General features: G+C 70.4%; 10 protein-coding genes and 1 tRNA gene. 3 read left to right on the top strand and 8 right to left on the bottom strand.

What is annotated here, in order from left to right:
- Positions 1–24 precede the first annotated feature (24 nt).
- Positions 25–522, top strand: coding sequence for a GNAT family N-acetyltransferase (locus CG723_RS27150; RefSeq protein ID WP_100596119.1), 498 nt, complete (start codon positions 25–27; stop codon positions 520–522).
- Positions 523–617: 95 nt separating this feature from the next.
- Here the strand turns inward: CG723_RS27150 and CG723_RS27145 are convergent.
- From CG723_RS27145 to galU, 7 genes are all read right to left on the bottom strand, one after another.
- Positions 618–691: transfer RNA gene (locus tag CG723_RS27145), tRNA-Ala, on the bottom strand.
- Between the two features lie 86 nt (positions 692–777).
- Entirely contained in the window at positions 778–2187 is a 1410-nt protein-coding gene (gene sepX / locus CG723_RS27140; protein WP_100596118.1) for a divisome protein SepX/GlpR, read from the bottom strand.
- A 171-nt stretch (positions 2188–2358) separates the two neighbouring features.
- Positions 2359–3021, bottom strand: coding sequence for a GNAT family N-acetyltransferase (locus CG723_RS27135; RefSeq protein WP_100596117.1), 663 nt, complete (start codon positions 3019–3021; stop codon positions 2359–2361).
- Positions 3018–3518, bottom strand: coding sequence for a MogA/MoaB family molybdenum cofactor biosynthesis protein (locus CG723_RS27130; RefSeq protein ID WP_100596116.1), 501 nt, complete (start codon positions 3516–3518; stop codon positions 3018–3020). Before CG723_RS27130 ends, CG723_RS27135 begins: the two co-directional genes overlap by 4 nt.
- Positions 3515–4009 carry a cyclic pyranopterin monophosphate synthase MoaC gene (gene moaC / locus CG723_RS27125; protein ID WP_100596115.1) on the bottom strand — a complete coding sequence of 165 codons (495 nt, stop codon included), beginning with the start codon at positions 4007–4009 and terminating at the stop codon, positions 3515–3517. Before moaC ends, CG723_RS27130 begins: the two co-directional genes overlap by 4 nt.
- A gap of 83 nt (positions 4010–4092) precedes the next feature.
- Complete coding sequence (gene glp, locus CG723_RS27120; RefSeq protein WP_100596114.1) at positions 4093–5442, bottom strand: molybdotransferase-like divisome protein Glp; 1350 nt, start codon at positions 5440–5442, stop codon at positions 4093–4095.
- Positions 5443–5446: 4 nt separating this feature from the next.
- Positions 5447–6349, bottom strand: a complete 903-nt coding sequence (gene galU / locus CG723_RS27115) for a UTP--glucose-1-phosphate uridylyltransferase GalU (protein WP_100596113.1) — start codon at positions 6347–6349, stop codon at positions 5447–5449.
- Positions 6350–6433: 84 nt separating this feature from the next.
- Here galU and CG723_RS27110 point away from each other — a divergent pair, with 84 nt between their 5' ends.
- Entirely contained in the window at positions 6434–7036 is a 603-nt protein-coding gene (locus tag CG723_RS27110; RefSeq protein ID WP_100596112.1) for a 5-formyltetrahydrofolate cyclo-ligase, read from the top strand.
- Positions 7037–7134: 98 nt separating this feature from the next.
- On the opposite strand, the gene CG723_RS27105 is transcribed toward CG723_RS27110, so the two are convergent.
- Positions 7135–9948, bottom strand: coding sequence for a penicillin acylase family protein (locus CG723_RS27105; protein ID WP_100596111.1), 2814 nt, complete (start codon positions 9946–9948; stop codon positions 7135–7137).
- 268 nt (positions 9949–10216) lie between these two features.
- Between CG723_RS27105 and CG723_RS27100 the strand changes: the two genes are divergently transcribed.
- Entirely contained in the window at positions 10217–11737 is a 1521-nt protein-coding gene (locus tag CG723_RS27100) for a potassium/proton antiporter (RefSeq protein ID WP_199841912.1), read from the top strand.
- Positions 11738–12000: the final 263 nt, after the last annotated feature.

Here is a 12000-nt window from a genome sequence, read left to right as displayed (position 1 = left end):
CAGCATAGAGATACGATACTCAGCATGACTATCCAGCCCATGGCACCCACCCTCCAGCGCGTCTCCTTCGGACACCCCGATGCGATCAAGCTGAACGACCGCGTCCAGCTCGAATACGCCGAGCGCTACGGCGACGAAGGCGATGTCACCCCACTCGACCCGACGATGTTCGACGCCCCGCGCGGCCTCTACCTGATCGCGTACGACGACGGGGGCACCCCGCTCGCCACCGGCGGCTGGCGCACGCAGGACCAGAACGACGAGGGATATTCGGACGGCGACGCCGAGCTGAAGAGGATGTACGTCACACCGGAGGCGCGAGGGCTGGGTCTGGCCCGGCGCATACTCGCAGCCCTGGAGGACGACGCCCGCACAGCCGGCCGTTCCCGCATGGTCCTGGAGACGGGCCTCAAGCAGCCGGAGGCCATCGCCCTCTACGCGTCGAGCGGCTACACGCCCTGCACCAAGTTCGGCCACTACCGCTTCGAGGAACTGAGCCGCTGCTTCGCCAAGGCACTGTGACGCGCGCGACATCGCGGAAAGGGTGCCAAGGGGAGGGAGCAAGCAGGCAAGGCAAGAGCCCCACCGGACGGATCCGGTGGGGCTCTTAATTGCGGTGGACCTGTGGGGATTTGAACCCCAGACCCCCTCGATGCGAACGAGGTGCGCTACCAGACTGCGCCACAGGCCCTTGCAACGAGTGAAACTCTAGCATCCCGATCCGGGTGCTCGGAAATCCGGTCCTGGCTGGTCAGCCGGGGTGGTCCCGAACGGGTCTCACTCGTTGGCCGCGCGGGGACGGCCGCCGTCGTCGTACTGGTCGAAGAGCGGGGTGCGGCCGCGCTCGCGCGACCGGCGCGCGGAGGCGGCCCGGCGGGCGTCACAGCGCTCGCCCCCCGTCTCGTCCGCGCCGTCGCAGTCCCCGGACGCCGCTCCCGGCTCCTCGCCGGTGTGTCCGTCCGGCTCCTGCTGCGCCGCACCCGCCGTGCTGGAGCGGGCCGAGCTCCACGCGTCGGGGGCGCCGAGGTCGACGCTGCCCGTGGCGCGCGGGGCGACCGGGGCGGTCACATACGTCGGCAGGGGCACCGGGACCGGATCCCAGCTGTCGCCGTGACCGGGGCCGCGCTGGCGCTCGCGCTGCTGGTCGACCCACTCGGCGTGGTCGGTCTGCTCGACGAGCGCACGCCGGTCGGCCGCGAGCGCCTCGAGACCGGGGTCGGTCGCCACCTCTGGCGCAGGCCCCTCTTCGGCCTCCTCCGCGGCGGCCCGGCCCGCGGCGGGCTGCCGCCTGCGAGGCTGCCGCTCGCGCAGCCGCTGCGCCGCGACCTCGGCCTGGCGCCGGTCCATCGTGTACGCGAAGCGACGTCGCTCCTGGGCCCGCAGATAGAAGATGTACGAGCTGAGCAGCACGGCGGGCACCGCGGGCGCCCACAGGAACGCGAGCCCACCGACGGCGGCGACGACCGCGCCGGCCGTGAAGGCGAGGAAGAGCATGACGGTCGTACGGCGCCTGCGTGCGAGCACCTTGGAGCGGCGGGCACGGGCGGCGGCGTCGGCCGAGGCGGCCTGCCGCTCGGACGCGGAGCGCTCGGACTGCGGACGGTCGGACGCCTGGCGGTCCGACGGCTGGCGGTCCGACGGCTGGCGGTCCGACGGCTGGCGGTCCGACGGCTGGCGGTCGGGGCCGCGTCCGGTTGCCGACCTGCCGTTCGTGTGCGGGTCGCCGGCGGGCCGGTCACGGTTCGGCCGGTCGTGCGTCGGCTCACCGTGGGCGGTCCGGGCGGAGACCTGACGGTCGGGGGTCTGCCGGGCGGGCGAGGTCCTGGGCCGGGGCTCGGGGCGGGGTGCGGATCCGGGGTGCCGCTCGTGGCGGGCCTCCCGGTTCTCGCTCCTGCGCTCGCCGCGGACCGGAGGCGCGGCGAAGGCCCGGACGTCCACCGAGTCGGTGGCCGCGTCCGGGACGGACGGGTCGCTGCGCTGCTCCTCCCCTTCGGGCGAGCGCGCCTGCAGGTCCTTGGCGTATCGGCGCTCCATGCCCGCCCGTCCGGACAGCAGCCGGATGGCGGTGCTGAAGCGTTCCGTCGGACGGGCCTCGTTCAGCTCGTCCTGCCTACGGAGCCACATCGGCACCAAGTAGGCGGCCCAGGCCCCGACGATGACTGCGTAGATGAGGCCGCTGCTGCTCACGCCTCACACGGTAGAGGGGTTTGCGTGAGGCCATCCGCCAATTGCGCCGGTGTGTCGCACGATCTGGCTGATATTTCGAACTTTTTTTCCGACTGAGGCATCAACGCGCCGCCCGTCGAGCGAATTTAATGCCTGCGGCGGACGATCTCCGATCGATTTCGAACACTTATTTTATTTTGGCGAAGTGCCCGGCCGCTTCGCGGCGCTCGGACCAGCGGTGTTGCCGCCACGCTTGTGACGCCAGCGGCTCAGGAGGCCTTCCGGGACCTCCTCAGCGGTGAGCGCGAAGACGAGATGGTCACGCCAGCCGCCGTCGATGTGGAGATAGCGGGGCCGCAGCCCTTCCTCGCGGAATCCGAGTTTTTCGACGACCCGGCGGCTCGGCACGTTCTCCGGGCGAATACAGACCTCGATGCGGTGCAGGCCCACGGTGCGGAAGCAGTGGTCGACCGCGAGCGCCACCGCAGTCGGCATCACTCCGCGCCCGGCCACCGACTCGTCGACCCAGTAGCCGACATGGCCCGAGCACATCGAGCCCCAGGTGATCCCGGCCACCGTCAACTGCCCGACCAGGCGCCCCTGGTACTCGATGACGAAGGGCAGCATGCGCCCCGCGCTCGCCTCGGCGCGCAGATGGCGGACCATCTGACGGTACGTCGGACGGTGGGCGATCGGGCCGCTGGGCGTGGGCGGCGGGATGGTCGCTTCCCAGGGGCGCAGCCAGTCGCGGTTGCGGCGGTTGACCTCGCGCCAGGCCCGCTGGTCGCGCAGCTTTATCGGGCGCAGGCAGACGTCACCGTCCGTCAGCTCGACCGGCCAGGATGGGGTGTTCAGCTCGCACCCCCGTCGGGTCTGGGGTGGTCGCCGCCGCGCAGCTGGTCGACGGCGTGGGTCAGCAGGGGACCCAGTACGGCGAGGCCGTCCTTGACGCCGCCGGACGACCCCGGCAGGTTCACGATCAGCGTGCGTCCCGCGACGCCGGCGAGGCCTCGGGAGAGCGCGGCCGTGGGCACCTTCTCCCGTCCGAACGCGCGAATGGCCTCGGGGATGCCCGGCACCTCGTGGTCGAGCACGCTGCGGGTGGCCTCGGGGGTCCGGTCGGTGGGCGAGATGCCGGTGCCGCCGGTGGTGAGGATGACGTCGTATCCGGCGTCGACGCCGGCCCGCAGCGCCTCGGCCACCGGGTCTCCGTCGGGCACGACCTGCGGCCCGTCGACCTGGAAGCCCAGGGCTTCGAGGCCCTTCGCGATCCGGGGGCCGCCGGTGTCGGCGTAGACCCCGGCGGCGGCGCGGTTGGAGGCGGTGACGACGAGGGCGCGGTAGGGGCTCATTCCCCGGCCTCCGGACGGGTCCAGTGGCCCGACTTGCCGCCCGTCTTCTCCTCCACGCGTACGTCCGTGATGACGGCGCCCTTGTCGACGGCCTTCACCATGTCGATCACCGTGAGCGCGGCCACCGAGACGGCCGTCAGGGCCTCCATCTCGACGCCCGTGCGGTCCGTGGTCTTCACCGTGGCGAGGATCTCGACCGCGTCGTCGGCGACGGACAGGTCCAGTTTCACCCCGGACACCGACAGCGGGTGGCAGAGCGGGATGAGGTCGGGGGTGCGCTTGGCACCCATGATCCCGGCGATGCGCGCCGTGGCGAGGGCGTCGCCCTTGGGCACTCCCCCGCCACGCAGCAGCTCCACCACGCGGGGCGATACGAGGACGCGGCCGCTGGCACGGGCGGTGCGCGCGGTCACGTCCTTGGCGGACACGTCGACCATGCGGGCCGCGCCCGCCTCGTCGATGTGCGTCAGTCGGTCCTGCGAACTGCTCATGGTGCTCTGGCGCTCCCGGTCCGTGGGCCGCGGTGCGGCGCGCGGCCTGTTGTGCGCGACACGGTATCGCGCGGACGGCGCGCTCAGCCGAGGAGGACCACGTCCACTTCCGCACCGGGCTCGGCCGACGTGGTCTTCTCGGGCAGGACGATCAGCGCGTCCGCGTGGGCGAGCGCCGCGACGAGGTGGGATCCGGCGCCCCCCACAGGGGTGACGGTCCCGGCCTCGGCGTCGTACGTCCCGCGCAGGAACTGGCGTCGTCCGGCGGGCGAGCTGAGGGCCTTGGCCGACTTCAGGACCGCGCGGGCCGACGGTCGGTGGACGTCGGCGGCTGGCAGGCCCATGAGGGTGCGCACCGCGGGGCGTACGAACAGCTCGAAGGAGACGTACGAGGAGACGGGGTTGCCCGGCAGGGCGAGGAGCGGGGTGTGCTCGGGGCCGATGGTGCCGAAGCCCTGGGGCTTGCCCGGCTGCATGGCGAGCTTGCGGAACTCGACGCCGCTGCCGGCGCCGATGCCGGTCTCGTCCTCGGAGTCGCCGACGGAGGTCAGCGCCTCCTTCACGACGTCGTACGCGCCGACACTGACGCCGCCCGTGGTGACGATGAGGTCGGCGCGGATCAGCTGGTCCTCGATGGTGGAACGCAGTGTCTCCGCGTCGTCGGCGACCGCGCCGACGCGGTAGGAGATCGCTCCGGCGTCGCGGGCGGCGGCGGTGAGGGCGAAGCTGTTGGAGTCGTAGATCTGGCCCTCGGCCAACTCCTCGCCCGGCTGGATCAGTTCGCTGCCGGTGGACATGACGACCACGCGCGGGCGCGGGCGCACGCGTACGGTGCCGCGGCCGATCGCGGCGAGGAGGGCGATCTGGGGCGGGCCGAGGACGGTGCCGGCCTCCAGGGCGCGGTCGCCCGCCCTCACGTCGCTGCCCTTGGCGCGCACGTGCGCGCGTGCCTCGGCGGGGCGGTGCACGCGGACCTCGCCGGAGGCGCCCTCGGGGGCGGCGCTGTGGGCGCGCATCCCGGAGACCGGGCCCTCGCCCAGGCCGCCGTCGGTCCACTCGACGGGGACGACGGCCTCGGCTCCGGGCGGGAGCGGGGCGCCGGTCATGATGCGGGCGGCCTGGCCGGGCCCCACGTGGAGCAGCCCGGCCTGGCCCGCGGCGACGTCCCCCACGACCATGAGCACCGCGGGGAAGTCCTCGCTCGCGCCCGCCACGTCGGCGGCCCTGACCGCGTACCCGTCCATCGAGCTGTTGTCGAAGGGGGGCAGCGAGACGGGCACCGAGATGTCCTCGACGAGGACGCAGCCCTGTGCGTCGAGGAGCTGGAGCTCGATGGGCTCCAGCGGGCGGACCGTGGCGAGGATGTCCTCCAGGTGCTCCGCCACCGACCAGACGTGCTCCTGACCGGTGACGTGCGTGGTCGTGCTGCTCAAGGTGCTACATCTCCTCGGTGACGTAACTGCGAAGCCAGGTCCGGAAGTCCGGGCCCAGGTCCTCACGTTCGCACGCGAGTCTGACAATGGCACGCAGATAGTCGCCGCGGTCCCCGGTGTCATACCGGCGGCCCTTGAAGACGACGCCGTGGACGGGGCCGCCGGCCTTCTCGTCGTCGGCGAGCTGCTGGAGGGCGTCGGTGAGCTGGATCTCGCCACCGCGGCCCGGCTCGGTCCGGCGGAGTATGTCGAAGATCGCGGGGTCGAGGACGTAGCGGCCGATGATCGCGTAGTTCGACGGGGCGTCCGCGGGGTCGGGCTTCTCGACCAGGCCGGTGATCTTGACGACGTCGCTGTCCACGGTCGCCTCGACGGCGGCGCAGCCGTAGAGGTGGATCTGCGAGGGCTCGACCTCCATGAGTGCGATGACGCTGCCGCCGCGCTGCTCCTGGACCTCGACCATGCGGGCGAGCAGGGGGTCGCGCGGGTCGATCAGGTCGTCGCCGAGGAGGACCGCGAAGGGCTCCTGGCCGACGTGCGGGGCCGCGCACAGGACGGCGTGGCCGAGGCCCCTGGGGTCGCCCTGGCGGACGTAGTGCATGGTCGCGAGGTCGCTGGACTCCTGGACCTTGGCGAGGCGGCCGGCGTCACCCTTCTTCTGGAGAGCCGACTCGAGCTCGTAGTTGCGGTCGAAATGGTCCTCCAGGGGCCGCTTGTTGCGGCCCGTGATCATGAGTACGTCGTCGAGACCGGCAGCCGCGGCCTCCTCGACGACGTACTGGATCGCCGGCTTGTCGACGACCGGCAGCATCTCCTTGGGCGTTGCCTTGGTGGCCGGCAGGAACCGGGTGCCGAGGCCCGCGGCGGGGATGACAGCCTTGCTGATCCTGGGGTGCGACTCAGTCATGCGGTGAACCATATCCGTAGCGTCTGGGCGGAAGATTTGCTTCCAGTTAACTTGGTGCCTATATGAGGGGTTTGTGAGCTGGCTATGTGTTTGTCAAAGGCTGGCAAGAACGCGTTGCGGGCAGAACTCCTCCAGGTGAGATCCGGGTTGCCCGCCGATGACGTCGAGACGGCGGCCGGGGCGCTCGCCCTTCGGGCCCTTGAACTTCCGGAGCTGGCCGGGGCACGGACCGTCGCCGCGTACGTCTCCGTAGGCCGTGAACCGGGCACCCGCGCGCTGCTCGACGCGCTCCACGCGCGCGGGGTGCGCGTCCTGCTCCCCGTACTCCTCGACGACAACGACCTCGACTGGGGCGCCTACGACGGACAGGGGTCCCTCGCGCGCGTGCAACATGCGGGAAAGATGGCCCTGTTGGAGCCCTCCGGGGAGCCGCTCGGCGCGGAGGCCGTCGTGGAGGCCGACGCGGTGCTGCTGCCGGGCCTCGCCGTCGACGGGCGCGGCATGCGGCTCGGCCGCGGCGGCGGCTCGTACGACCGGGTCCTCGCACGGCTCGAGCGCGCGGACGCGGATCCGGCGCTCGTGGTGCTCCTGTACGACGGTGAGGTCGTCGAGCGCGTCCCCGAGGAGCCGCACGACCGTCCCGTGCACGCCGTGGTGACGCCTTCGGGAGTGCGCCGCTTCCGGTGAGGGGCTCGGTGAGCGACCGGTGAGCGACCTCTCCTCAGGAACGTGAAAGGGCCCTCCACGCATGCGTGGAGGGCCCTTTCAGAAGGTGTCGCCCGTTGTCAGGGCCGCAGCACCAGGGTGTCCTTCGTGTTCTTGCCGACCGCCTTCTCCGAAGAGACCCACGGAACGAGTTCGCCCTTGGACCACTTCTCCGTCTGGTCGGTGTAGTGCGCGCTGAACGCGTGCCCCGAGGCGCCGGTGAGGTTGATCCACTTGGACTTGTCGAGGTCCGCGAGGTTGACCACCATGCGCATCGACGGGACCCAGATGACGCCGTAGCCGCCGGCCGCGTTCCAGCCGGTCGCGTCCACGGCCGCCTCGCCGCCGCCGAGCTTCCACGGGCCGCGGTTGAGCACGTACTGGAGCCAGCCGGGCCCGTCCGTGCCGAGGGTCTGGTTCTTCAGGCTCAGCTGGTGCAGCCGGCCCCAGCTCCAGGTGTCGATGTCCTTGCCGAGCTTGGCCGTGACGTCCCAGCGCGCGTCCTCCATGGCCCGCGCGAACAGCTGGTCACGGGTCTTGGTCTCGGCGTCGGTGCGGGTGGCCGGGGCCTTCCACCAGTCGTTGTTCTCATCGTTGATGATCTTGCGGACGACCTCGAACCAGCGGTCTCCGCCGTCCGGCTGCGCCGAGTCCGCGTCGCGCTCTCCGCACTCGCGCACCCGCCGGTCCTCGTCCGCCGGGCCGGTGTCACCGGCAGGCTCCACGCTCAGGCACTGGCCCTTGACCCGCAGCTCCTTGGGGAGCTTGTTGCCGAAGGACAGCTTGAGGATGTTGCGCCAGACCGAGTTGAAGTACGCGGCCGCGGCCGAGTCCGGGTTCTGGGTGTAGTCCCAGTTCTCCAGGAGCTTCTGCGCCTCGCGGACGTACTTGTCCGAGACGTCGATCTTGAGCAGCTTGGGTACGAGCAGCTTGGCGATCTCGCTGCTGTTGTCCATCTGCATGGTGCGCATGTCGTCGGTGGAGATCTTGCCGCCGCCGGCGATCTTCGACTCGATCAGATCGGTGATGCGCTGGCTGCGCGTGCCGTAGCCCCAGTCGGAGGTGAGGTGGTACGGGTACTTGTCCTTGTCGATGACGGCCTGGTTGGCGGTCACGATGTAGCCGCGCTTGGGGTTGTACTCGTACGGCAGCGCGGACTGCGGGATGTAGCTCTTCCAGCGGTACTCGGAGTCCCAGCCGGGCGCGGGCAGCGAACCGTCGCCCTTGCCCCGGACCGGGATCTTGCCGGGTGCCTGGTAGCCGATGTTGCCCTTGGTGTCGGCGTAGATCAGGTTCTGCGAGGGCACCTCGAAGTCGGCGGCGGCCTTGCGGAACTGGGTCCAGTCCTTCGCCTTGTTCAGCTCGAAGACGGCGTCCATGGACTTGCCGGGGGTCAGCGCGGTCCAGCGCAGCGAGACTCCGTAGCCGTCGCCCCGGTCGGGGGCAGCGGCGTCGACCTTCGCCTTCTTGCCGACCTTGACCAGCTCGTCGTCCCGGTCCGAGATCAGCGGACCGTTGTTGGTCTCGCGGACGGTGATGGTCTTGTCGTCACCGCCGGCGACCTTGATGGTCTCCTTGCGGGTCTTGAACGGGACCGTCTTGCCGTCGTACTGGTACCCGCCGCCGCTGTTCAGCTTCTCCAGGTACAGGTCGGTGACGTCGGCGCCCAGGTTCGTCATGCCCCAGGAGATGTTCTGGTTGTGGCCGATGACCACGCCGGGCATCCCGGAGAACGTGTAGCCCGTGACGTCGTACTGGCACGAGGCCGACAGGCTCCGGCAGTGCAGGCCCATCTGGTACCAGACCGACGGGAGCTGCGGCGACAGGTGCGGGTCGTTGGCGAGCAGCGGCTTCCCGGTGATCGTGTGCGCCCCGGAGACCACCCACGAGTTGGAGCCGATGCCGTTGCCGTTCGGGCCGACGGCCGCGGGGACCTGGTCCAGGGCGTCGGAGAGCCCGGTCAGCTGGCTCTGGAGGCCGTTGGGAGCCTCGGTGTTGCCCGCGAGACCGGTGCCGGTGGCGCCTTGTGTGCCAGTGCCGGTGGAAGTGCCGGTTCCGGTGCCTGTGGAGGTGCCCGTACCCGTGCCGGTTTGATTTCCGGACCGGCCGGAGCCCTCCCCGTAGGAGCCGGTCGCGCTGTCGTAGGAGCCGGACTGGACGATCGCCTTGTTCCGGTCGTACGGGTAGTCCGGGTACAGGTCCGCGATCTGCTGCGGGCCGAGGCGGCTCGTCATCAGGGAGCGGTCGATCTCTTCCTGCATGTTGCCGCGCAGGTCCCACGCCATCGCCTTGAGCCAGGCCACGGAGTCGGCCGGCGTCCACTTCTGGGGCGCGTAGTCGTTGGTGAACCCGAGCGCCGCGTACTCGACGGAGATGTCCCCGCCGTCCTTGCCGGCGAGGTAGGCGTTGACTCCCTTGGCGTACGCCTGGAGGTACTTCTTCGTCTCGGGCGAGAGCTTGGAGTCGTACTCCTTCTGCGCCACCCGGTGCCAGCCGAGCGTCCGCAGGAACTCATCGGTCTTGACCTGGCTCTTGCCGAACATCTCGGAGAGCCGGCCGGAGGTCATATGGCGGCGGACGTCCATCTCCCAGAAGCGGTCCTGTGCCTGCACATAGCCCTGGGCCATGAACAGGTCCTCGTCGGACGAGGCATAGACCTGAGGGATCCCGTAGGAGTCCCGCTTGACGTCCACGGGACCGGAGAGCCCGTCGAGCTTGATCGAGCCCTTTGTCTGCGGGAAGGAGGCACGCACGGTACTGATGCTCCAGTACGTGCCGTAGCCGATGCCCGCGACAATGGCCAGGACCAGCACGATCACGATCAGTCGGGCTCTGCGCCCCTTCTTCTTCTTGCCGGACGAATGGCCGGAAGAGGCGTTGGTGTTCGAGGGCATCGCTGTCCTTGCTGTCCTTCGCGAGCGGCAGAGCGGGCTGCTGGCGGGCTGTGGGGTCACGGAGCGCTGGAGCAACCATAGGCGCAGGGCACGGCGGCCTCGGACGCGGTGTCAAGAACCCGGGGCCCCAACCCGCCCGAGGTCACCCTGGAGAGCGTCAAGAAAGCGTTAACGATTAGGTAAGGTAACGAAGTACCTGGTCGTTCCGCAGCGTCCCGTACACCCGTACGGGCCATCCCGTACGACCTTCGGAGGAAGGAAACAGCCCCTGACTGTCCACCACCTCAACCAGCTCCTGCTCGTCTGTTCGCTGGTCCTGCTGATCGCCGTCGCAGCCGTGCGCATCTCCTCGCGCAGCGGTCTGCCAAGCCTGCTCCTCTACCTCGGTATCGGGGTGGCGATGGGTCAGGACGGCATCGGCAACGTGTCGTTCAGCAACGCCGAGCTGACGCAGGTCATCGGCTACGCGGCCCTCGTCGTGATCCTGGCCGAGGGCGGCCTCGGCACGAAGTGGAAAGACATCAGACCGGCGCTGCCGGCCGCCGTCATGCTGTCAACGGTCGGCGTCGCCATCAGCGTGGGTGTGACGGCCGCCGGAGCGCACTACGTCGTGGGGCTCGAGTGGCGGCATGCGCTCATCATCGGCGCGGTGGTGTCATCGACGGACGCCGCGGCCGTCTTCTCCGTGCTGCGCAAGGTGCCGCTGCCGTCCCGCGTGACGGGCGTCCTGGAGGCCGAGTCCGGCTTCAACGACGCCCCTGTGGTGATCCTGGTGGTGGCCTTCTCCACGGCGGGACCCATCGAGCACTGGTACGCCCTCATCGGCGAGATCACGCTCGAACTCGCGATCGGCGCCGCGATCGGGATCGCGGTGGGCTGGCTCGGCTCCTTCGGCCTGCGGCACGTCGCGCTGCCCGCCTCCGGCCTCTACCCGATCGCCGTCATGGCCATCGCCGTCACCGCGTACGCCGCCGGCGCCATGGCCCACGGCAGCGGATTCCTCGCCGTCTACCTAGCCTCGATGGTCCTCGGCAACGCGAAGCTGCCGCACTGGCCCGCCACGCGCGGCTTCGCCGAAGGGCTCGGCTGGATCGCGCAGATCGGCATGTTCGTCCTGCTCGGCCTGCTCGTCACCCCGCACGACCTCGTGGACGACTTCTGGCCCGCGATCGTCATCGGCCTCGTCCTGACGATGGTGGCGCGCCCCCTCAGTGTCGTCTTGAGTCTTCTGCCGTTCCGGATGCCCTGGCAGGAGAAGGCCCTCATGTCCTGGGCCGGGCTGCGCGGCGCGGTGCCCATCATCCTGGCGACCATCCCCATGGTGAACGGCGTCGAGGACAGCACCCGGATCTTCAACATCGTCTTCGTACTCGTCGTCGTCTACACACTCGTCCAGGGGCCCACGCTGCCCTGGCTCGCCCGGAAACTGCGGCTCGGCAGCGACTCTGCTTCCGCCGCCGACCTCGGTATCGAATCGGCGCCCCTGGAGCGACTGCGCGGACATCTGCTGTCCGTGACGATCCCCAAGGAGTCCCGGATGCACGGCGTCGAGGTCAGCGAGCTGCGGATGCCCCCGGGTGCCGCCGTCACGCTCGTCGTGCGCGAGAAGCAGTCCTTCGTGCCGCTGCCGACGACCGTCCTGCGGCACGGCGACGAACTGCTCGTGGTCGCGACGGACCAGGTGCGGGACGCGGCCGAGGCCCGGCTGCGGGCCGTGGCGCAGGGCGGCAAGCTCGCCGGATGGCTGGCGGGAAACGGCGGCCCGGGACGCGCAGGGCGGGCGCAGTAGCGCCGTAGCTCGTACGCGGAGAGCGGGGCGCCGGGGCTCGGGGACGGAGCCGGCGGGTGGATGGCGGGTCGATGACCGGTGGATGAAGTTCCGCCACGCGGAAGAAAGCGGCCCGTCCGGCCGTTAGCATGGTTGGTACACACTTGAAGTTCCACCGACTCTGCCTGATGTAGAGCCGGCGCGACCGCAAAGCGGCCGCGGTTCCCTTGCATACCCTGCATGGCCCAGGCCCTCCTGGCGCGGACCCCGGTATCACTCGGTTC

Source organism: Streptomyces sp. CB01635 (assembly GCF_002803065.1).
In the GTDB taxonomy this organism is placed as follows: Bacteria; Actinomycetota; Actinomycetes; order Streptomycetales; family Streptomycetaceae; genus Streptomyces.
This window is presented reverse-complemented; position numbering and strand designations above follow the sequence as displayed.